General features: G+C 68.8%; 23 protein-coding genes. 9 read left to right on the top strand and 14 right to left on the bottom strand.

Annotation, left to right across the window (positions count from 1 at the left end; all coding sequences use genetic code 11):
* The first annotated feature begins 40 nt into the window (after positions 1-40).
* Positions 41-451, top strand: coding sequence for a L,D-transpeptidase (locus DI276_RS33410; protein WP_112270794.1), 411 nt, complete (start codon positions 41-43; stop codon positions 449-451).
* On the opposite strand, the gene DI276_RS33405 is transcribed toward DI276_RS33410, so the two are convergent.
* Both DI276_RS33405 and DI276_RS33400 read right to left on the bottom strand, forming a co-directional pair.
* Positions 448-897 (bottom strand): hypothetical protein, encoded by a 450-nt coding sequence (locus DI276_RS33405; protein WP_112270792.1) that lies wholly within the window; start codon positions 895-897, stop codon positions 448-450. The two genes, DI276_RS33410 and DI276_RS33405, sit on opposite strands and share 4 nt — an antisense overlap.
* A 24-nt stretch (positions 898-921) precedes the next feature.
* Positions 922-1,869, bottom strand: coding sequence for a Glu/Leu/Phe/Val dehydrogenase dimerization domain-containing protein (locus DI276_RS33400; protein WP_112270790.1), 948 nt, complete (start codon positions 1,867-1,869; stop codon positions 922-924).
* A gap of 109 nt (positions 1,870-1,978) precedes the next feature.
* Here DI276_RS33400 and DI276_RS33395 point away from each other — a divergent pair, with 109 nt between their 5' ends.
* Positions 1,979-2,440, top strand: a complete 462-nt coding sequence (locus DI276_RS33395) for an Lrp/AsnC family transcriptional regulator (protein ID WP_112270788.1) — start codon at positions 1,979-1,981, stop codon at positions 2,438-2,440.
* On the opposite strand, the gene DI276_RS33390 is transcribed toward DI276_RS33395, so the two are convergent.
* Complete coding sequence (locus tag DI276_RS33390) at positions 2,437-3,405, bottom strand: NAD(P)/FAD-dependent oxidoreductase (RefSeq protein ID WP_112270786.1); 969 nt, start codon at positions 3,403-3,405, stop codon at positions 2,437-2,439. The genes DI276_RS33395 and DI276_RS33390 overlap by 4 nt on opposite strands.
* Before the next feature lie 63 nt (positions 3,406-3,468).
* Between DI276_RS33390 and DI276_RS33385 the strand changes: the two genes are divergently transcribed.
* Entirely contained in the window at positions 3,469-4,863 is a 1,395-nt protein-coding gene (locus DI276_RS33385) for a class II fumarate hydratase (RefSeq protein ID WP_112270784.1), read from the top strand.
* Positions 4,853-5,146, top strand: coding sequence for a hypothetical protein (locus DI276_RS33380; RefSeq protein ID WP_112270782.1), 294 nt, complete (start codon positions 4,853-4,855; stop codon positions 5,144-5,146). Before DI276_RS33385 ends, DI276_RS33380 begins: the two co-directional genes overlap by 11 nt.
* A gap of 4 nt (positions 5,147-5,150) precedes the next feature.
* Here DI276_RS33380 and trhA read toward each other — a convergent pair whose 3' ends face one another.
* Positions 5,151-5,822 carry a PAQR family membrane homeostasis protein TrhA gene (gene trhA, locus DI276_RS33375; RefSeq protein ID WP_112270780.1) on the bottom strand — a complete coding sequence of 224 codons (672 nt, stop codon included), beginning with the start codon at positions 5,820-5,822 and terminating at the stop codon, positions 5,151-5,153.
* A 77-nt stretch (positions 5,823-5,899) separates the two neighbouring features.
* Here trhA and DI276_RS33370 point away from each other — a divergent pair, with 77 nt between their 5' ends.
* Positions 5,900-6,679, top strand: coding sequence for an isoprenyl transferase (locus tag DI276_RS33370; protein WP_112270779.1), 780 nt, complete (start codon positions 5,900-5,902; stop codon positions 6,677-6,679).
* 53 nt (positions 6,680-6,732) lie between these two features.
* Here DI276_RS33370 and DI276_RS33365 read toward each other — a convergent pair whose 3' ends face one another.
* A complete protein-coding gene (locus DI276_RS33365) occupies positions 6,733-7,002 on the bottom strand; it encodes a hypothetical protein (RefSeq protein ID WP_198681061.1) in 270 nt (89 codons plus the stop codon).
* A gap of 86 nt (positions 7,003-7,088) precedes the next feature.
* Positions 7,089-7,361: a hypothetical protein gene (locus DI276_RS33360; RefSeq protein ID WP_112270778.1), complete on the bottom strand. Its 273-nt coding sequence runs from the start codon at positions 7,359-7,361 to the stop codon at positions 7,089-7,091.
* A gap of 213 nt (positions 7,362-7,574) precedes the next feature.
* Here DI276_RS33360 and DI276_RS33355 point away from each other — a divergent pair, with 213 nt between their 5' ends.
* Positions 7,575-8,825 (top strand): DUF885 domain-containing protein, encoded by a 1,251-nt coding sequence (locus tag DI276_RS33355; protein WP_112270777.1) that lies wholly within the window; start codon positions 7,575-7,577, stop codon positions 8,823-8,825.
* Between the two features lie 400 nt (positions 8,826-9,225).
* The gene (locus DI276_RS33350; RefSeq protein WP_408610606.1) at positions 9,226-10,521 is read left to right on the top strand and encodes a PhoH family protein; all 1,296 of its coding nucleotides are present in this window, start codon (positions 9,226-9,228) and stop codon (positions 10,519-10,521) included.
* Between the two features lie 52 nt (positions 10,522-10,573).
* On the opposite strand, the gene DI276_RS33345 is transcribed toward DI276_RS33350, so the two are convergent.
* From DI276_RS33345 to DI276_RS33320, 6 genes are all read right to left on the bottom strand, one after another.
* On the bottom strand, positions 10,574-11,344 hold the full coding sequence (locus DI276_RS33345; RefSeq protein WP_112270775.1) for an ABC transporter permease: 771 nt from the start codon (positions 11,342-11,344) through the stop codon (positions 10,574-10,576).
* A complete protein-coding gene (locus DI276_RS33340) occupies positions 11,341-12,294 on the bottom strand; it encodes an ABC transporter ATP-binding protein (RefSeq protein WP_112270774.1) in 954 nt (317 codons plus the stop codon). Before DI276_RS33340 ends, DI276_RS33345 begins: the two co-directional genes overlap by 4 nt.
* 3 nt (positions 12,295-12,297) lie before the next feature.
* The gene (locus DI276_RS33335) at positions 12,298-13,737 is read right to left on the bottom strand and encodes a GuaB1 family IMP dehydrogenase-related protein (RefSeq protein ID WP_112270773.1); all 1,440 of its coding nucleotides are present in this window, start codon (positions 13,735-13,737) and stop codon (positions 12,298-12,300) included.
* Between the two features lie 103 nt (positions 13,738-13,840).
* Complete coding sequence (locus DI276_RS33330; RefSeq protein ID WP_112270772.1) at positions 13,841-14,623, bottom strand: GNAT family N-acetyltransferase; 783 nt, start codon at positions 14,621-14,623, stop codon at positions 13,841-13,843.
* Positions 14,624-14,701: 78 nt separating this feature from the next.
* Entirely contained in the window at positions 14,702-15,142 is a 441-nt protein-coding gene (locus DI276_RS33325; RefSeq protein ID WP_112270770.1) for a hypothetical protein, read from the bottom strand.
* Positions 15,143-15,160: 18 nt separating this feature from the next.
* On the bottom strand, positions 15,161-16,690 hold the full coding sequence (locus DI276_RS33320; protein WP_112270768.1) for an ATP-dependent DNA ligase: 1,530 nt from the start codon (positions 16,688-16,690) through the stop codon (positions 15,161-15,163).
* A 90-nt stretch (positions 16,691-16,780) separates the two neighbouring features.
* On the opposite strand from DI276_RS33320, the gene DI276_RS50345 reads away from it, so the two are divergent.
* Positions 16,781-16,936 (top strand): hypothetical protein, encoded by a 156-nt coding sequence (locus DI276_RS50345; protein ID WP_157985091.1) that lies wholly within the window; start codon positions 16,781-16,783, stop codon positions 16,934-16,936.
* Here the strand turns inward: DI276_RS50345 and pdxR are convergent.
* Positions 16,933-18,279, bottom strand: a complete 1,347-nt coding sequence (pdxR, locus tag DI276_RS33315; protein WP_112270766.1) for a MocR-like pyridoxine biosynthesis transcription factor PdxR — start codon at positions 18,277-18,279, stop codon at positions 16,933-16,935. The two genes, DI276_RS50345 and pdxR, sit on opposite strands and share 4 nt — an antisense overlap.
* 47 nt (positions 18,280-18,326) lie before the next feature.
* Here pdxR and DI276_RS33310 point away from each other — a divergent pair, with 47 nt between their 5' ends.
* Positions 18,327-19,202, top strand: a complete 876-nt coding sequence (locus DI276_RS33310; RefSeq protein ID WP_112270764.1) for a DMT family transporter — start codon at positions 18,327-18,329, stop codon at positions 19,200-19,202.
* Here the strand turns inward: DI276_RS33310 and DI276_RS33305 are convergent.
* Positions 19,195-19,749: a hypothetical protein gene (locus DI276_RS33305; RefSeq protein ID WP_112270762.1), complete on the bottom strand. Its 555-nt coding sequence runs from the start codon at positions 19,747-19,749 to the stop codon at positions 19,195-19,197. The genes DI276_RS33310 and DI276_RS33305 overlap by 8 nt on opposite strands.
* Positions 19,750-19,764 lie beyond the last annotated feature (15 nt).

Here is a 19,764-nt window from a genome sequence, read left to right as displayed (position 1 = left end):
ATCTGATAGTGGTTACTCCACCACTGAGGGGTGATGTGAGATGCGAGTACTCATCGCGACGGTGCTCCTGATCCTCGGTTTCGCGGTACCCGCGCAAGCACAGGCGGGTTGCACCGTCTACAACGGAGCGTGCTTGGAGAAGCACTCCAACAAGGCATGGCTGGTGTTCAACGGCAAGACGAGCTACGGCCCGGTGCCGATCAGCCACGGCAAGCCGGGGTACGAGACCCCGGTGGGCACGTTCTCCGTGCTGCGCAAGGTGAAGAACGACTGGAGCGTCCCGTACAACGGTCCGATGCCGAACGCGGTGTACTTCACCACGAGCGGTATCGCGTTCCACCAGGGTGACACCAACGTCCAGTCGCACGGCTGCATCCGACTGCAGCCGGCCGCGTCGCTGGTGTTCTACGACAACCTGGCGATCGGCGAGAAGGTCCAGGTACTGCCTTAACAGTTGGTCTGGATCTTGGCGAACTGCTCGGCGGTGAGGGTCTCGTTTCGATGCCGAACCTTGCCGCCCTGCAGGTCGTCGAGAGTGAACTCCTCGCCTGGTTCCCAGGCGTCGCCGTTGCCCATGTCCCAGTCGAGGATCACGTCGCCGGCGGGAGACCGCCACGGGACTTTCTCCACCGCGCCTTCCGGCAGCTCCCCCACCGTGACCGTGTAGTGCTGCCTCGGCTCTGGGAACTCGATCCGCCAATGGACCGGGTCCTTCTCGTCGAGTACCTGGTCGCCGTTGTCGCTCCGGATCTCCATGTAGGTGAGCATGCGCGACTTGCAGGCGAGGTCGACCATCTGCGGCATCCCGGTGTCGGACAGGCGGACCGCCCGAGTCGACGCCGGAGAACACCCGGCCAGCAGCAGGCATGACGCGAGCACGACGAGCAGTCTCCCCATGCTCGCGGAGCCTGCCACTTCACCTCATCCCGCAGAGCTGGAACGACGGAGGAGTTGCTCGACCGTTGCCTCGATGCCGTCCACCCTCTTCAGCGCGGTCTCGTGGTCGGCCCCGTCGTCCTCCCTGGCGAGCGTGTAGATCACCCCTCCGGCACTCGCGACGTGGTCGGGCACCCACACGATGCCGCGTTCCTCGAGCAAGCCGGCGACGCTGTCGTCGGTGAGCTGGTTGTTGGCCGGGCCCACGATCAGTCTGACGTCGAGGTGCGCAACGGTCTCCGGGCTCAGCACGCCTCCCACGGCCGCCGGGACGAGCACGTCGGCCTTGGTCCGGTACGCCAGGTCCGGAGGCACCCAGCCGAACTCGTCCGTCCGCCTGCTTTCGTCCACATCGGACACGACGACGTCGGCTCTCAGCGACCTGGCGATCAGCTCCCCCACCGAGCCGAACCCGCTGATCACGACCTTCCTGCCGGTCAGGTCGTCCGTCCCGAAGACGTACCGCGAGGCCGCTTTCAGCGCTGCCAGCGCTCCCCGCGCCGTGGGCCCGCTCGATGAGCCCGTGCCGCCGTGCTCCTCCGGCAGGCAGTAGGCGTGCGGGGTGCGCTCCCTGAGCACCAGCATGTCGTCCGGCCCGGTGCCGACGTCCGGCCCCGCGCGGTAGGCGCCGTCGAACTCGTTGACGAGGTCGGCGTGGTCGAGCAGCACCTGCCGCCGCAGTTCCGGGGTGAGCGGGCGGTCGACGACGATCACGCTCTTGGCTCCACCGTGCGGGATTCCCGCCGCCGCGCACTTGAGCGTCATGGCCTTCGACAGTCGCAGCACGTCCGTGACCGCGTCCGTGATCTGCTCGTACGCCTTCATCCGGCACCCGCCGACCGCCGGTCCCGCCGCGGTCGAGTGCAGGGCGACCATCGTGGTCATCCCCGACCTCTTCCCGGTGCGGACGACGAGCTGTTCGTGTTCCCACATCAGCGTTCCTCCCGAACTTCCACCATGTCCCGGCCTCGAAGTTAGGGTGATCGTCAGTGGGATCGGCGCTGCGCCGAACGTTGTTCGGCAGGGAGGTCCGGGGAGCGAGATGGACGAACTTGATTCGGCGATCGTGCGGGAACTGCAGCGCGATGCCCGGCAGTCGAACCGCGACATCGCCCGCAAGGTGGGCGTGGCGCCGTCGACGTGCCTCGAGCGCACCCGCCTGCTGCGCGAACGGGGCGTGATCCGCGGCTACCACGCCGACATCGCACCGTCCGCGCTGAACCGCGGCGTGCAGGCACTGGTGTCGGTGCAGGTCCGCCCGTTGAGCCGGACCGTCATCGACACCTTCAAGAACTCGGTGGCACAACTGCCGGAGGTGCTGTCGGTGTTCGTGATGGCGGGCAGCGACGACTTCGTGATCCACGTGAGCGCGCAGGACAACGAGCACCTGCACGCGTTCCTGGTCGACCGGCTGGCCCCGCGAAAGGAGATCGTGGGCTTCCGGACGTCGATCATCTTCCAGAACATCACGAAGCACGACCCGGCGCCGCTGCCCCGCCCTTAGCCCGCGTTGCTCGAATGCCCGGGGAAGAGGTGCGCGGACGGGTTGAGCGCGACCGCGATGTTGTTGACCGCCGTCGCCGCCTCCCCGAACCCGGTGGCGATGAGCTTGACCTTGCCGGGGTACTGCGCGACGTCACCGGCCGCGTAGACCCGGTCGAGCTTGGTCTTCATCGTGGTGTCGACGACGACCGCGCGGTGGTCGAGCTCCAGCCCCCACGACTCGATCGGCCCGAGGTCGGCCGTGAACCCGAGCGCCGCGACCACGGTCTGCGCGGGCAACGTCTTCACGTCCTCACCCTTGACCTTGACGTCCACTTCGGACAGCGGCTCGCCACGCAGCTCCAGCACCTCGGCATCGGTGATGATCTCGATGCCGAGCTCCCGCACCTGCCGCACAGTCGCGGCGTGCGCGCGGAAGTTCGCCCTGCGGTGCACCAACGTGACACTGGCCGCGATCGGGTGCAGCGCCAGCGCCCAGTCGAACGCCGAGTCGCCACCGCCCACGATCACGACGTGCTGTCCCGCGTGCTCGGCCAGCACGGGCACGAAGTGCACCATGCCGCGCCCCAGCCAGCCGTCACCCGCCGGCAACGGCCGCGGGTTGAACTCGCCCATGCCCGCCGTGATCAGCACCGCGCCGGTCCTGATCGAGCTGCCGTCCGCGAGCCCGACCACCAGACCGTCCTCAGTGGACTCCAACGTGCGGGCCTGACGCCCGAGCAGGTAGGCCGGCTTGTACTGCCCCGCCTGCTCCACCAGCCCGTTGACGAGGTCGCGCCCCCTGATGGCAGGAAAGCCGGCCACGTCGAAAATCATCTTCTCCGGATACATCGCGGTGACCTGGCCGCCCGGTTCGGGCAGCGCGTCGACCAGCGCGACCTTCAGCTCCCGGAAGCCTGCGTAGTACGCGGCGAACAACCCCGTGGGGCCGGCGCCCACGACGAGGAGGTCGACGTCACGCTCCATGAGTGGTGCCCTTCTGCCAGTGGTGGGTGGCAGTGCTGTGATCGACCATAGAGACTCGGAAGCATGTCTGAACAGGAGTACCGCGTCGAGCACGACACGATGGGCGAGGTCCGCGTGCCGGTCGACGCGTTGTGGCGAGCCCAGACCCAACGCGCGGTCGAGAACTTCCCGATTTCGGGTCGAGGTCTGGAACGCGCCCAAATCCGCGCCCTCGGCCTGCTCAAAGCCGCCGCGGCCAGGGCGAACGCCCAGCTCGGCGTCCTTCCTGACGATCTGGCCTCGGCCATCGCCTCCGCCGCCGACGAGGTGGCCGCGGGCGGCTGGGACGCCCATTTCCCGGTCGACGTCTTCCAGACAGGTTCCGGCACGTCGTCGAACATGAACGCCAACGAGGTCATCGCGACCCTGGCCACGCGTTCCTTGGGCCGCGACGTGCACCCGAACGACCACGTCAACGCCTCGCAGTCGTCCAACGACACGTTCCCGACGACCCTGCGCGTGGCCGCCACCGAAGCCGTCGTCACAGACGTGATCCCTGCTCTGGAACACCTGCAGAGCGTCCTCGAAGCGCGTGCTGTGGAGTGGTCTGACCTGGTCAAATCCGGCCGCACGCACCTGATGGACGCCGTGCCGATCACGCTGGGCCAGGAGGCAGGCGCCTGGGCGTCCCAGGTCCGCTACTCGGTGGAACGCCTTTCGTCGTCCGTCCCGCGCCTCGCCGAACTCCCGATCGGCGGCACCGCGGTGGGTTCCGGCCTGAACGCCCCCGACGGCTTCGGCGCCCTGGTGGCCGCCGAACTGGCCACCGCCACCGGCCTGCCCCTGGTCGAAGCCCGCGACCACTTCGAGGCCCAGGCCACCCAGGACGGCGTGGTCGAGATCTCGGGCCAGCTTCGTGCCTGCGCCGTGGCCCTGTTCAAAATCGCCAACGACCTCCGCTGGCTCGGCTCCGGCCCCCGCACGGGCCTGGGCGAACTGGCCCTGCCCGACCTCCAGCCGGGCTCGTCGATCATGCCGGGCAAGGTCAACCCGGTGATCTCGGAAGCCACGATGATGGTCGTGGCCCAGGTGATCGGCAACGACGCCGCAGTGGCGTTCGCCGGCTCCCAGGGCAACTTCCAGCTGAACGTGATGCTCCCGGTGATCGCCCGCAACGTCCTGGAGTCCTCCCGCCTCCTGGCCGCCGTGGCCCGGTTGCTGGCGGACAAGGTCCTCGCCGGCACCGTTCCGGCCGCAGACCAGATGCGCGAGTACGCCGAGTCGTCGCCGTCCATCGTCACGCCGCTGAACCGCTACCTCGGCTACGAGGAGGCGGCGTCGATCGCCAAGCAGTCGCTGAAGGAACGCAAAACCATCCGCGCCGTGGTGCTGGAACGCGGCCACGTCCCGGCAAAACTCACCGAGTCGCAGCTGGACGAGGCGCTGGACGTGCTGAGGATGGCCCGCGGTGGGCGTTGACGTACACGTGTTCCGCAAGGAGTCGCGACACCGCAAGACGGAACTCGGCGTGGTGCCGGACCCTGCGTTCGTGTTCGCCGACCTGCTGGCGCGCGTCGACCACCCGCTCCTGAACCGCATCAACCCGTACGGCTCCCGGGAACTGGGTTCGGTCGACATGTCGGACTTCATCGCGGCGCTGGACGCCGTGGGCGCGGAGGGCCGTCACTTCGACGACCTCCGCGCTCTGGCGGCGGTGTGCGCGGCGGATCGCTCGCTGACGATGGCGTTCGAGGGCGACTGACCGCTCAGGAGTACATGGCGAGCCAGATGGCGATGTAGTGGCAGATCGCCGCCACCACGGTCGCAGCGTGGAAGAACTCGTGGTACCCGAACACCGAGGGCCACGGGTTCGGCCACCGAGTCGCGTAGAAGACCGCGCCAACGGTGTAAAGCGCCCCGCCCACCAACAACAGCACCAACGCCGCGACCCCGGCGTGGTGCAGCAGCTCCGGCAGCACGAAGACGGCCACCCAGCCCAAGGCGATGTAGATCGGCACGCCGAGCCACCGCGGCGCGTGCGGCCACGCCAGCTTCAGCGTGACGCCCAGAATCGCGCCGATCCACACCACGGCCAGCACGACACGCCCGGTTGAAGGATCCATCGCCAGCAGCGCGAACGGGGTGTAGGTGCCGGCGATGAACACGAAGATCATCGAGTGGTCCAGGCGCTTCATCCACGTGCGCACGCGGTCGGACTTCCACGTCACGCGGTGGTAGAGCGCGGACACGCCGAACAGGCCCAGAACTGTTGCCCCGTAGACCGAGGTGGCCAGGGCTGCCAGGCCGGACACTGTGGACGCCGCGAGCGCGATCAGGGTCGCGCCGGTCGCCACTGAGGTCAGGAACGAGTAGAAGTGCAGCCACCCACGGAGGCGCGGCCGCAGTCCGGGCTGTGGAGGAGTGGTCGCGGCAGTCACAGGAACCTAGGTTACGCGACCGTAGGTTACGGACCGCGGATCAGTGATGAAGCTTGCACGGCGTACGCTGTTCGGACGTGGCACTCCGCACCCGTGTGAAAGACGTCGCTATCCACTTCTACGAGTGGATTCTCCGGCGCGAGTTGAGCGGAACACAGGTGCCCAAGCACGTCGGCGTCGTCCTCGACGGCAACCGGCGGTGGGCGCGGGAAGCCGGGTTCACGGACGTCGCGCACGGGCATCGGGCCGGCGCGCGCAAGATCCTCGAGCTGCTCGAGTGGTGCGGTGACGCCAAAGTCGAGGTCGTCACGCTCTGGATGTTGAGCACCGACAACCTGAACCGGCCCACCGAAGAGTTGGCGCCGTTGCTCGACATCATCGCCGACATCACCGACGAGCTGGCCGAGGACGGCAATCCGTGGCGGGTCCGGCACGTCGGCGCGATCGACATGTTGCCCGCGGAGCACGCCGAACGGCTCACGAACGCGGCGAGCAGGACCAAGGACCGCACCGGCATCCAGGTCAACGTCGCGGTGGCGTACGGCGGGCGGCAGGAGATCGCGGACGCCGTGCGGAAGCTCCTGCAGTCGCACGCCGAGCGCGGCGGCACCATCGAGGAGCTGGCCGAGGTGCTGGACGTCGACCACATCGCCGAGCACCTCTACACGTCCGGGCAGCCCGATCCCGACCTGATCATCCGCACGTCCGGTGAGCAGCGGCTCTCCGGGTTCATGCTGTGGCAGTCGGCGCACTCGGAGTTCTGGTTCTGCGAGGCCTACTGGCCCGGCTTCCGGCGCACGGACTTCCTGCGGGCGATGCGCGAGTACGCCAAGCGCCACCGCAGGTACGGAAGCTGAACAGGGGCGCCCACCGCGGAGGTGGGCGCCCCTGTTCGAGCCGGACGACGAGATCAGTCGTCGTGGTGGCCCCAGTCGTCGCCGTCCTCGATGCCGCCGGCCGCGCAGGTCTCGGTGATCGAGGGCGAGTTCACCGGAACCGCCGCGCCGAGCACACCGACGTTGTTGCCGCACACGCCGCCAACGAGGTTGATGTTGTTCGCGTTGCCGACGATCAGCAGCGGCGCGTTCTCCCACTCGTGGCCCTCGACGGCCATCGCCGGGGAACCAACAGCCAGGAACGCGGCGGCCACACCGAAAGCGGCGCCTGCCTTCTTCAGCACGATTTTCTCCTCATGAAGGTTGTGCAAAGCGGAAAAGATCTGGGGGCGCCACGAATGACGCCCCCAGAGGCAGAACTGAAGGGAGATCAGCCCTCGTCGACGATGCCGCCGGCGGCGCAGGTCCCGGTGATCGACGGCGAGTTGATCGGCACGGCGCCGCCCAGGACACCGACGTTGTTGCCGCAGGCACCGATCGTGCCGTTGACGTTGTTGCCGTTCAGCAGAACCAGCAGCGGGCCGTTCTTCCAGTGGTGTCCACCGTGGCCTTCGCCGGCCATGGCGGCCGGGGCGAACGCGAGGGACAGCGCAGCTGCGGCGGCAACCGCGGCACAAGCCTTCTTCACGTCATTCTCCTTCATGTCGGGTTATCCCCGTCATTTCCGGAGTCTTCGGGGATCTCCGGAGGGTGGGGTCTCCGGGCGGAGACGCTATCGGTGAAGATCTCGATTAGCGGCCCGTATGACCCCATTGTGTGACACCAAGATCAACAACATTCCCCGATCAGGTGGCCTTCCATTCACGATTCGGTCGCTAGTAAGTTGCTGTGGTAGAGGCTCTACGCTCTCCGACTCATGGAGGCTGACGAGCTGGTGCGCGGATATCTGGTTCTTGGGCTGCGGCTCGGGCGCCTGGTGTCCGGGTTCGTCGACTCGTTCACCGGCGACCCCGCGCTGAGCCGCGCCGTCGACAACGAGCCGCGGCTCGCCCCCAAGGCGCTGGCGGACCATGCCCGGCAGCTCAACCGGGAACTCACGCACACAGACCTCGCCGACCAGCGCAAACAGTTCCTCCAGGCGCACCTCACCGCGCTGGAGTGCACTGCGCGCAAGCTCGCCGGCGAGCGCATCACGTTCATCGACGAGGTCGAGCAGTACTTCCAGGTCCGCATCCGGCCGGGCGACGAGGACGCGTACGCGCAGGCCCACCGCAACCTCGACGCGCTGCTGCCGGGCGCAGGCTCGCTGCCCGAACGCCTCAACGCCTTCCGCACGGCCGACGAGGTGCCCGCACGCCGGCTCCAGGGCGCCGTGCAGGCCGTTTCCAGCGCTCTGAGGGACCGCGTGCGGGCCAGGTACGCGCTGCCCGAGCAGGAGATCGTCGAGTACCAGATCGTCACGAACAAGCCGTGGAGCGGCTTCAACTACTACCTCGGCGGCTACCGCAGCCGGGTCGCGATCAACGCCGACCTCGGCCACCGCATGTCGAACCTGCCGCACCTGGTCGCGCACGAGTCCTATCCGGGCCACCACACCGAACACTGCCGCAAGGACGCCGGCCTCGTCGCACGCAGGGGCCACGCCGAGCAGTCGATCTTCCTGATCAACACCCCGCAGTGCCTGATGGCCGAGGGCATGGCCGACCTCGGCCTGCACGCCGTCGTCGGACCGGGCTGGGGCGTGTGGACGGAGGAGATCTTCCGCGACCTGGGGTTGCGAATGGACGGCGAACTGTCCGAAAAGGTGGAATCGGCGACATCGGGCCTGCTCACGGTGCGGCAGGACGCCGCTCTGCTGCTACACGATCGGGGTGCGGATCCGGATGACGTGGTTGCGCATCTGCGCAGGTGGCTGCTAGTCCCGGAGCCGCGCGCCCGGCAGATGGTCCGCTTTCTGGCGGACCCGCTGTGGCGCGCGTACACGACCACGTACGTCGAGGGAGTGCGCCTGGTGCGGGCCTGGCTCGACGTCCGCGCGCCCGGCGAGTCGCTCGACTCCCGCTATCTGAGACTTCTCGACGAGCCGCTCGTGCCGAAATCGCTGGAAAACCAGGTTCGGGACGGTCTGTCGTGGCTGGCTCGCAACACCTCGGAAAACAGCATCTGACCAGCCGAAACACGGCTGCGGTCACGTTTCGGGTTGTTTTCCGGCAGATGACAACTCGGGATTCACCTGTGTGGCTTCATGCAGACGGGGTACTTCCGCAGGTAACTTCGAAAGCGGCGGGACGCGACCACTGCGGACCGCGCAGGGAGGTCCTGATCGTGGCTGACAACGTCGCGAGGGGGCCGGCACCCGGCCCTCGTGGTCGACCTGCCTGACGCCGTACCGGCGGAAGGCAAGACGATCAATCAGGGTTGTGCCTGGCCCAGCGAGGAGCGGACGCGGGTGCCGCGTTCGTGAGGGAGTTGCCGTGAACGCACGACGTCCCGCGAGCCGTTCCTCAGGCTCATCGCGCAGTTCCTCCCCCAGGCGCAAGTCCGCCGCCCCAGCCATCACCACATATGTGCTGGACACGTCGGTACTGCTGTCCGATCCTCTCGCCCCCACCCGGTTCGCGGAGCACGAGGTCGTGCTGCCGCTCGTGGTGATCAGCGAGCTGGAGGGCAAGCGCCACCACCCCGAACTGGGCTGGTTCGCGAGGGAAGCACTGCGTCTGCTCGACGACCTGCGCTTGCGGCATGGTCGCCTCGATTCGCCGATCCCCATCGGGGATCTGGGAGGCACCTTGCACGTCGAGCTCAACCACTCCGACCCGGAGGTGTTGCCATCAGGTTTCCGAACGGACTCCAACGACGCCCGGATCCTCGCGTGCTCGCTCAACCTCGCTGCTGAGGGACGCGATGTCACGCTGGTGACCAAAGACATGCCGCTGCGGGTCAAGGCCGGATCGGTCGGACTCAAGGCGGAGGAGTACCGGGCGCACGACGTCACCCTGTCAGGCTGGACGGGAATGTCCGATCTGGACGTTCCACAGTCCCTGGTGGACAGCCTGTTCAAGGAGAACGTCGTCGACCCCACCCAGTACGAGGACCTGGAGCACCTCGCGGAACTGCCCTGCCACACCGGACTGCGGTTGCTGGCGGGCACGTCGAGTGCGCTGGGCCGGGTGACCGCGGACAAGCAGATCAGGCTGGTGCGCGGAGATCGGGAGGCGTTCGGACTGCACGGAAGGTCCGCTGAGCAGCGGATCGCGCTGGACCTGCTGCTCGACGCCGATGTCGGCATCGTCTCGCTGGGCGGACGTGCGGGCACCGGCAAGTCGGCGCTGGCGCTGTGCGCCGGCCTCGAAGCGGTGATGGAACGCAGGCAGCACCGCAAGGTCGTGGTGTTCCGGCCGCTCTACGCGGTCGGTGGCCAGGATCTCGGGTACCTGCCGGGCACCGAGAACGAGAAGATGGGGCCGTGGGCGCAGGCGGTGTTCGACACCCTCGGCGCGCTGGCGAGCCAGGCGGTGCTGGAGGAGGTGCTGGACCGCGGCATGCTCGAGGTCCTGCCACTCACCCACATCCGCGGCCGCTCGCTGCACGACTCCTTCGTGATCGTGGACGAGGCGCAGTCGTTGGAGCGCAACGTCTTGCTGACCGTGCTGTCCAGGCTGGGCAGCAACTCGCGGGTGGTGCTGACGCACGACGTGGCGCAGCGCGACAACCTGCGGGTGGGTCGGCACGACGGCGTGGCAGCGGTGATCGAGAAGCTGAAGGGCCACCCGCTCTTCGCGCACGTCACCCTGACCCGCTCGGAGCGTTCGCCGATCGCGGCTCTCGTCACGGAGATGCTGGAAGAGGACTACGCCTCGTAAGTCCTGAGCAGACGAACGGCCCCGCGCGATCCGTTGCGCGGGGCCGTTTCGCTCAGTCCAAGGCGCGTTTCATGAAGCCGCGCAGGCCGAGTCCGCCGAAGCCCGCGATCGCGACCACGAGCACCAGCAGCACGATCGGCAACGGGATGTGCGGCACGCTCGGCACGAGCGCGGCGCGCATGCCCTCGCTCACGTACGTCAACGGGTTGAGCGCGCAGATCACCTTGAACCACAGCAGATCGTCGCTCAGCGAGCGCCACGGGAACTGCGCGGAACCCGTGAACAGCAACGGCGTCAGGATCACCGCGAACATCACGTTGACCCGGCGCGCGGGCACCGACGTGCCGATGACGAGGCCGACCGCGCCGCCGGCCAGGCAGCCCAGGACGATCACCAGCAACGCGCCGGGAATCCCCGACCACTCCCAGGAAACGTCGAGCATCACGAACCCGACCGGCACCATCAGCACGGCCGCGAAGATCCCGCGGATCGCCCCGAACACGATCTTCTCCACCGCGACCAGCGGGATGGAGATGGGCGCCAGCAACCGGTCCTCGATCTCCCGTGTCCAGGAGAAGTCCAGCACCAGTGGCAACGTCGTGTTCTGCAACGCGCCCAGGAAACCGTTCATGGCGATGATGCCGGGCAACAGCACCTGGGCGAAGTCGCCCTGCACGTACCCGATGTCGCCCAACACCTTCGCGAAGATGAACAGGATGAAGAACGGCTGGATGATCACCTGCGCGAGGAAGCTCGGCAGCTCGCGGCCCGTGACGAAGACGTCGCGCCACAGGATCGCCTGGAACGTCCTGAGTTGGCTCACCGCAGCTCCCTGCCGGTCAGGTGGATGAAGACGTCCTCCAGGCTGGGCTTGCCGATCGCGACGTCGCTGACGACGACGTCGAGGTCTCGCAGCACGTTCAGCACGGCGGGCAGCGTGACCGCGGTGTCGAGATCGGTGTAGACGCGGAACATCGGGCCGACTTCCTCGACCCGCTGCACACCGTCCACTTCGGACAACACCTTGGTGATCTTCGCCGGCTCGTGGCCGTTCGGGCTCACCGTGACGCTGACGGTGTTGCTGCCGGGCAGGCTCCTGGTCAGCTCTTCCGGCGTGTCGAGGGTGAGCAGCTTGCCGTGGTCGACGATGCCGACGCGGTCGCACAGCTTGGTGGCCTCGTCCATGTCGTGCGTGGTCAGTACGACCGTGACGCCTTCCGCGTGCAGTGCGGCGACGCGTTCGTGGACGAAGAGCCTGGCCTGCGGGTCGAGTCCGGTGCTCGGTTCGTCGAGGAACAGCACCTTCGGGCGGTGCATCAGCGCGCGGGCGATCATCAGCCGTTGCGCCTGCCCGCCGGACAACGTGTCGACGAGCGCGTTCTCGTGGTCCTTGAGGCCCATCCGCTCGAGGATGTCCTCGGCGAGCTTCTTGCGTTCCGCCGGACCGATGCCGTGGTAGGCCGCGTGGAACAGCAGGTTCTGCTTCGCGTTGAGCGAGCGGTCGAGGTTGTTGCGCTGCGGCACGACAGCCAGCAGCTGCCGTGCGCGCTTCGAGTCGGCGACCACGTCGACGCCCTCCACGAGCGCCTGCCCCGAGGTGGGGCGAACGCGCGTGGTCAGGACGCCGACCGTGGTCGTCTTGCCGGCGCCGTTCGGGCCGAGCAGTCCGAACACCTCACCGCGGCGGACGGTGAAGCTCAGGCCGTCCACCGCGGGCTTTTGTCCTGTTTTGTAGACTTTGCGGAGATTTCTCACCTCTACCGCTTCGTCCATTTCTCACCATCCCCCTGGCAACGGCCGCCCTTCCGCGAACCCAGCCGCCGACTGGATGCCGAGAACAGCCCTGTCGTGGAACTCCTCCAGCGAGTTCGCACCGGCGTACGTGCAGGCCGAACGGACGCCGGAGGTGATCGCGTCCAGCAGATCCTCCACGCTCGGACGCACCGGGTCCAACCGCATTTTCGAAGTCGAGATGCCTTCTTCGAACAGCCCCTTCTTGGCCCGGTCGAACGCGTTGTCGCTGCGCGTCCGGGCGGTCACGGCCCGCTTCGACGCCATTCCGAAGGATTCCTTGTAGAGGTTTCCGCGTTCGTCGCGCTGCAGGTCACCCGGCGACTCGTAGGTGCCCGCGAACCAGCTGCCGACCATGACGCTGCTCGCGCCCGCGGCAAGCGCCAACGCCACGTCGCGCGGGTGCCGCACGCCGCCATCGGCCCACACGTGCTTGCCGAGCCTGCGCGCCTCTGCCGCGCACTCCGCGACGGCGCTGAACTGCGGCCGGCCGACACCGGTCATCATGCGCGTGGTGCACATCGCGCCCGGTCCGACGCCGACCTTGATGATGTCCGCGCCCGCCTCGACGAGATCCCGCACGCCCTCCGCCGTGACGACGTTGCCCGCCGCGACCGGCACGTTCGGGTTCGCCTCCTTCACGGCCTTGAGCGCGGTGATCATCTTTTCCTGGTGACCGTGCGCCGTGTCGACGACCAGCACGTCCACCCCGGCCTTGATGAGCGCTTCGGCCTTGGCCTTGACGTCACCGTTGACCCCGACCGCCGCGGCGACCCGCAGCTGACCGTCGGCGTCGGTGGCCGGCTTGTAGATCTCCGCCCGAAGCGCCGTCAGCTCGGTCAGCACCCCGCTGAGCCGCTGCTCGTCGTCGATGCCGAGCGCGATCTTGTGCGCGCTGTGGTGGAGCTGGTCGAACACGTCCTGCGGCTTGGTGCCGATGGGCAGCTGCAGGATGTCGGTGTTCAGCACGTCGCCGATGCGCGTGAACCGGTCGACGCCCGTGAGCGCCGCCTCGTCGACAACGCCGATGGGCCGGTTGCCGTCGTCCACGACGATCACCGCGCCGTGCGCCCGCTTGTGCAACAGGTTCCACGCGTCCGCCACCGCGTCGCCCGTGGTGAGCGTCAACGGGGTGTCCCAGACCGGATGCCGCTCCTTGACCCACGCGATGATCTCCGCGACGGCCTCGGTGGGCACGTCCTGCGGGATGACGACGAGCCCGCCGCGCCGCGCGATGGTCTCCGCCATGCGCCGCCCGGCGACCGCCGTCATGTTCGCGACGACGATCGGGATGGTGGCCCCGGTGCCGTCCGAGGTGGACAGATCAACACCGAATCGCGACTCCACGGCGCTGCGGCCGGGAACGAGGAAAACGTCGTCGTAGGTCAGGTCGTAAGAGGGTCGATGCCCTTCGATGAACCGCACGTGCTTCCACGATACCCGCAGTGTGTGGAAGGGCCAGCTCACCAGCGAGTTTCACCACACGAGCGGTGCGCCGGGTGCGCGGACGACCACGCTCGGTCCGGCCTCACGCGGGACTCCACACGTAGCCGGTGGTCGTGGTGACCGGCACGAACCCGAGCCGCTCCAGGATCGGTCGGCTGTGTTTGGTCGCGTCGACCTGGAGGTACTTCACGCCGCGCGCGACGGCGAGCCGGGCGCGGTGCGCGACGAGTGCGCGGTAGATGCCCTTGCCGCGCCACTCGGCGAGCGTGCCGCCACCCCAGAGCCCGGCGAACTCCGTGCCCGGCACGATCTCGATCCGCGAGGACGACACGACCTGTCCGTCCGCCTCCGCGATCACCGCGACGACGTTCGGGTCGTCCTTCTTCTCCAGCAGGCGCGTGATCAGCCAGTCGTGCACCCGGCCGAACACCTCGGTCGCCGTGGCGGCGAGTCGATGCACGTCTGCCTCGTCGGTGACCTCCCGCAGGACTATCCCGTCGAGCTCGACCGGCGCCGTCATCTCCTCGGCGAGCCCGATGAGCACGGTCTCCCTGCCGTCCGACTCGAACCCGGCTGCGAGCAGCCGGTCCGGCAGGTCTGCGGGTGTGTCGTGGCCCCAGGTCTTCCACTCGACGGACTGGCCGCGCGCGGCGAAGAAGTCGCGCTGCCGGGCGATGAGCTCGTCCAGTTCGGCGCCGGTGATGCCCAGGTCGGGCGGTCCCCCGACGAACCCGCTCCGGCTGGGCCAGCTCACTCGGAACACGGGGCCGTCGCGGTCGACGGTGGCGCCGGGGTCGAGGACCGTCCACTCAGCGGTGCGGGCCTGTTCGTCGAACGCGCGGAGGAGCGCGGCAGCATCTGTCATTGACGTGACGTTATTGGCGCGGGTCGGTGCGCTGCACGCGAATTTCAGTCCTGGCGCGGTCACGGCGATGCGGGGCGGTCACAGCGGCGTGGCCACGACAGTCCGGCGCGGCCATTTCTCGGACAGCACGCGCTTCAGCACGGGATGCTCGGTGCCGGTGATGGTTGGCAGGAACTGCCCCGGCTGCCCGGCGAACGTCACCTCGGCGCCGTAGACCTCCGGCCACGGCTCGACCGCGTTGAGCAGCACGCCCCGGCACGTCTGCCCGGTCCAGCCATCAGGGTCCAGCTGCGACGCGACCTTGCTCAGGTCGCCCGAGTCGATGACAACCCAGACCTCGAACGGGACCGTGTCGCCGGTGTCCAAACCGATCGGCAGGATCACCCGGAGCGTGACGCCGAAGTCCTGTCCCGCGATGACCCGTCCGTCGTGCCAGGTCTTGGTCGGGTAGTGGTCCGGCAGGCGGGTGAAGTCATCCGCTTGGGGATAGACCCGACTGAGATTCTCGTTGTCCCCCATGCCACCACGCCAACGGTGTCAGGGCTCGGGATTCGGTTGTGCGGCGGGCAGAAGCGCCCTCACCTCCTCGATCGTCGTGGCTTCTGACGGGTCCTTGTCCGGGCGGTAGCGCACGACGCGGGCGAACCGCAGTGCGACGCCGCCGGGGTAGCGCGGCGAGACCTGCACGCCGTCCAGCTCGATCTCGATCACCAGCTCGGGGCGGACCATGACCACCCAGTCGTTCTGCTCGGTCGCGATCTCCTGCAGGGCCTTGGTCTGCCAGGTGAGCAGCTCGTCGGTGAGGCCCTTGAAGGTCTTGCCGACCATCACCGGCGGGCCACCGTCCGGGTCGCGGGCGCCCAGGTGCAGGTTCGACAGCCAGCCGCGGCGGCGGCCGCTGCCCCATTCGACGCCGAGCACCACCAGGTCGAGCGTGTGGACGGGCTTCACCTTCTGCCAGGCACGGCCTCGCCTGCCCGCCGCGTAGGGCGAGGCCAGGGACTTCGCCATGACGCCTTCGTGGCCCGCTGACAGCGCGGCCGTGATCACTGCGGCCGCCTCGTCCGGCGACGGGTCCAGCACGCCTGGGATGACGTGCTCGCCCGCCGCCTGACGCAGGGCCGCCAGGCGGTCGCGCAACGGTTCGTCGAGCAGGTCCTTGCCGTCGAGGTGCAGGCAGTCGAAGAAGTACGGGTGCAGGAGCAGCTCGCGCTCGTCCTGCGCGCCGAACCGGCTCATCGTCTCCTGGAACGGGCGGGGTCTCCCCTCGTCGGTCAACGCCAGCGTCTCGCCGTCGAGCACCACCGACGTGCACGGCAGGCCGCGCACGAGCTCGACCAGCTCGGGCACGGTCTTGGTGATCTCGCGCAACGTGCGGGTGTAGACGTGGACCTCGTCGCCGGAGCGGTGCACCTGGATGCGCGCGCCGTCGAGCTTGTGCTCCACCACGCAGCTGCCGAGCTCGGACAGCGCCTCGTCGAGCGACTCCGCCGGGGATGCCAGCATGGGTCGCAGCGGGCGGCCGACCTCGAGCCGGAACGCCTCCAGCGCCGCCGCGCCGCCAGCCAGCGCGGCCACCGCCGTCTCCGGTAATCGGCCGGACAGCATGAACGCGCGGCGCACCGTCTCGCCCGGCACGTCCGCCGCCGAGGCGATCGCGTCGAGCATCACGCCTTCCAGCGCGCCCTGCCGCAGTTCGCCGGTGAGCAGGCGGCGCAGGAAGTCCTGCTCGGCGGCGGTGGCACGGCCGAACAGCGCCGTCAGCAGGTCGACCCGGCGCTGCGCGGAGCCCTTGCCGGACGTCGCGGCCACCTCGCCCAGCACAGCGTCGACCTCAGAAACCGTGAGCTCGGCCTGAGCGGCAGCAGGCACGGACAGGTCGATGACCGTCCGCCAGCCGGCCCCGATGCGACCCTGCCGCGGCGTGCCTATGAGGAACGACACCACCGCGACCACGACGTCCGCAGACGCCGCGCGCAGCAACGCCGACAGCGCCTTGACCTTGGCCAAGCGCGACCGGGTCGCCGCCACGGCGGCAGACGTGTCGACTACTTCGGAGAGGAGCACGGATCCATGGTGCACCCGAGCACTGACAATTTCTGGAGTCGCGGACTAGGCTGACATCGTCAACCGTTCTACCTGGGGGTTTACCGCACCATGCGTGCTTTCAAGATCGCCGTTGCCGCCCTGTTCGTCGCCGCCGCGCTCGCCCCCGGCATCAGCGCCGACCGCGAGCACATCCTGGGCGCCGAGACCCAGCGCGAACACGTCCTGAGCGCCGACGTCGAGACCATGCGCGAGCACATCCTCTAGGCGACCGCCGCGATCTCCCTGACCGCCTCCCGCAGGCGGTCAGGCGTCAAAGCCGCGTACCCCAGCACCAACCCCGGCCACGTCGGCGTGCGCGTGTACTGCGCCAACGCCCACACGTGCACCCCCCGCTCCTCGAGCCTGCTCTTCAGCGCGAGGTCGTCCGTGCCGTCCGGCATGCGCAACACGACGTGCAACCCGGCCGCCACGCCAATGGGCTGCCACGCAGGCAGGTGCTCCGCCACGGCCTCCAACAACGCGTCACGCCGCTTCCGGTAGAGCGTGCGCGTACGCCGCAGATGCCGGTCATAGCCGCCCGTCCGCAACATGTGCGCGAACGCGGCCTGAGGGATCGTCGCGGTGCCCATGTCGTTGTACTTCTTGCGGTTCACGATGCCCTCGCGCAACCGCTCCGGCACCACCAGCCACCCGAGCCGCAACGCCGGCGCGAGCACCTTGCTGGTCGTCCCCTGGTACACCACGTGCTCGGGCGCCAACGCCTGCAACGCCCCGAGCGCGGGCCGGTCGTACCGGTGCTCGGCGTCGTAGTCGTCCTCGATGATCAACCCGTCCCGCTCGCGCGCCCACTCCACGAGCGCCCGTCGCCGTTCCGGATGCAGCACCACACCGAGCGGAAACTGGTGCGCCGCAGTGACCAGCACCGCCTGACAGTCCGTTTTGGACAGAAGATCGACCCGGATCCCCTTGTCGTCCACCGGAATCGGCACGGTGTTGAGCCCGTGGGACCGCAGCATGTCCTCGCCGCCGAAGTGACTGGGTTCCTCGATCGCGATGCTGCCGGTCAGCAACCGCGCGGTGAGCTGCAACCCGTCCGCCGCGCCGTTGGTGATCACCGCGTCCCGCGCGACCACCGCCCGCACCCGCGCCAGATAGTCGACGATCTCCTTGCGCAGCCCCACAAATCCGGCCGGATCCGGGTACGCGAGATCATCGTCGGGCAGTTCCGCGAGCGCCGCCCGATGCGCTGCAACCCATTCAGCGCGCGGAAACGCGCCCAACGCCGGCAACCCCGGCCGCAGGTTGAACCGCCACCGCGCGGGCGGTTCCGGCACACCGCACACCCCGGCGGGACCGAGGCTCGCCACCGTCGTCCCCGACCCGCGCCGCGAGGTGAGATACCCCTCCGCCAGGAGCTGCGTGTACGCCGACGTGACCGTCCCGCGCGCCACCCCGAGCTGCGTCGCCAGGTCGCGGCTCGACGGCAACCTCGTTCCCGGTGTGAGCCGCCCGTCCCGGATCGCCCGGCGCAGCTCCACCTCCACACCACGCCGCCGCTGGTGCCCCGGCAACAGCAGCTCGCGAAAAGTGGTCCAGTTCGTGGTCATCAAAGTGGAGCTTAAACCTGGACCAGTTCAGCGCAAAGCTCTGAGCCATGAAACTCGGGGTGGCCGCGGGAGCGACAGCGGCAACGATCGTCGGCGCGTCCGTACCCATCACCGGCATGCTCGAGGGCTACCCGGTCCTGACCGGCCAGGCCATGCGCTACCTGCTGGGCGCCGCAGTGCTCCTGCTGGTCGCGCGCCGCCTGCCCATGCCGTCGTGGCGCGACATCCCGCCGCTGCTGGGCGTGGTCGCCTCGGGAATGCTCGGCTTCAACGCCGTCCTGCTCGCCGCCCAGCAGTACGCCGAACCAGGCTTCGTGGCCGCGGTGATGGGTGGCGCCCCGATCGCGTTGGCCCTGTTGTCACGCCAACGAACCACCGCTGCCATTGTCGGCGCGATGGTGGTGGCAGCGGGCATCGTGCTGTTGTCCGGCGGCGGCACTTGGCACGGCCCTGGTCTCGCGCTCGCGTTGCTGACGATGGTCGGCGAGGTCTGCTTCACGCTGTTCGCCGTCGGGGTCGTCAAGCGCTTGGGCGTACTCGGCGTAGCGACCTGGACGTGCCTGCTCGCGGCGGCGATCGGGGCGGTCGTGGGCACGTTCGTGGGCGGCTGGCAGGTGCCGGACACCCGGCAGACGTTCGCGCTCGTGCTGCTCGCGGTGGTGGTGACGGCGCTGGCGTTCGGGCTCTGGTACTTCGCCGTGAACCGGTTGGGCCCTGACCGCGCTGGGGTGCTCATCGGGCTGATGCCGGTGTCCGGGCTTGTGACGTCCGTGTTGTTGGGGGCTCAGCACTTCACGCTGGTGTCGGCCGTCGGCGCAGTCACGGTCGCACTCGGGTGCGTCATCGGGCTCCGCAAACGCCCAGAGCCGCACGCCGACAGCCCGTCGGACGCGCGGCTCCAGGAAACTGCCGTCGCTACGTGAGATCCGGCCCCTGCGACCGAAGATCGTCCACCTTCGACATCGCATCGCGCAGCTCACCGAGCCACGAGTCCGCGTGCTCACCGACGAGACGCACGGCCCACGCCAGCGCGTCCGCACGAGAGCGAGCCACACCCGCGGCCACCAGCGTGTCGAGCACCTGGCGTTCCGGCTGACGCAGCCGCGTCATCACCGGCACGGCCAGGTGCGTGAAGAGCTCGCGCGTGCCGCCCTGCACCGCGCCCCAGGCCACCTTGCGGCCGTAGCGGTGCTCGGCCTGGCGCGCGATCTCGATGCGCTCGGACCGCGTGTCCTCACGCCACCGGGAGATGCGGCCCGACTCGGCCGCGGCGCGCGACGCGTCGTCGAACTCGCCTTCGAGGTCCGGCAGCGTGCCGATGACGGTGATCTCCTCGCGGTCGACGATCACCTCGGGTGCACCGACGAACCACCCGTCGGGCAGCCGGCCCGCGAACCACGCCGCCGCGTCGTCGGCCGACGGCAGGTCAGCCTGTTGCCAGCCGCCTCGTCCTCGCCATCCACGTCCCATCTCAACCACACCCCT

It is taken from the genome of Lentzea terrae (assembly GCF_003265345.1).
GTDB classification, from domain to species: Bacteria; Actinomycetota; Actinomycetes; order Mycobacteriales; family Pseudonocardiaceae; genus Lentzea; species Lentzea terrae.
The sequence above is the reverse complement of the archived record's forward strand: the minus strand, read 5'-3'. Positions and strand labels throughout refer to the sequence as shown.

Bases quoted from the DNA above. Each gene is read 5' to 3' on its own strand.
- pdxR (WP_112270766.1), bottom strand. From the start codon at position 18,279: ATGACCACGAACTGGACCACTTTTCGCGAGCTGCTGTTGCCGGGGCAC.
- DI276_RS33305 (WP_112270762.1), bottom strand. From the start codon at position 19,749: ATGGGACGTGGATGGCGAGGACGAGGCGGCTGGCAACAGGCTGACCTG.
- DI276_RS33355 (WP_112270777.1), top strand. From the start codon at position 7,575: ATGGAGGCTGACGAGCTGGTGCGCGGATATCTGGTTCTTGGGCTGCGG.
- DI276_RS33390 (WP_112270786.1), bottom strand. From the start codon at position 3,405: ATGGAGCGTGACGTCGACCTCCTCGTCGTGGGCGCCGGCCCCACGGGG.
- DI276_RS33340 (WP_112270774.1), bottom strand. From the start codon at position 12,294: ATGGACGAAGCGGTAGAGGTGAGAAATCTCCGCAAAGTCTACAAAACA.
- DI276_RS33310 (WP_112270764.1), top strand. From the start codon at position 18,327: ATGAAACTCGGGGTGGCCGCGGGAGCGACAGCGGCAACGATCGTCGGC.
- DI276_RS50345 (WP_157985091.1), top strand. From the start codon at position 16,781: ATGCGTGCTTTCAAGATCGCCGTTGCCGCCCTGTTCGTCGCCGCCGCG.
- DI276_RS33330 (WP_112270772.1), bottom strand. From the start codon at position 14,623: ATGACAGATGCTGCCGCGCTCCTCCGCGCGTTCGACGAACAGGCCCGC.
- DI276_RS33360 (WP_112270778.1), bottom strand. From the start codon at position 7,361: ATGAAGGAGAATGACGTGAAGAAGGCTTGTGCCGCGGTTGCCGCCGCA.
- DI276_RS33410 (WP_112270794.1), top strand. From the start codon at position 41: ATGCGAGTACTCATCGCGACGGTGCTCCTGATCCTCGGTTTCGCGGTA.
- DI276_RS33385 (WP_112270784.1), top strand. From the start codon at position 3,469: ATGTCTGAACAGGAGTACCGCGTCGAGCACGACACGATGGGCGAGGTC.
- DI276_RS33395 (WP_112270788.1), top strand. From the start codon at position 1,979: ATGGACGAACTTGATTCGGCGATCGTGCGGGAACTGCAGCGCGATGCC.
- DI276_RS33400 (WP_112270790.1), bottom strand. From the start codon at position 1,869: ATGTGGGAACACGAACAGCTCGTCGTCCGCACCGGGAAGAGGTCGGGG.
- DI276_RS33325 (WP_112270770.1), bottom strand. From the start codon at position 15,142: ATGGGGGACAACGAGAATCTCAGTCGGGTCTATCCCCAAGCGGATGAC.
- DI276_RS33405 (WP_112270792.1), bottom strand. From the start codon at position 897: ATGGGGAGACTGCTCGTCGTGCTCGCGTCATGCCTGCTGCTGGCCGGG.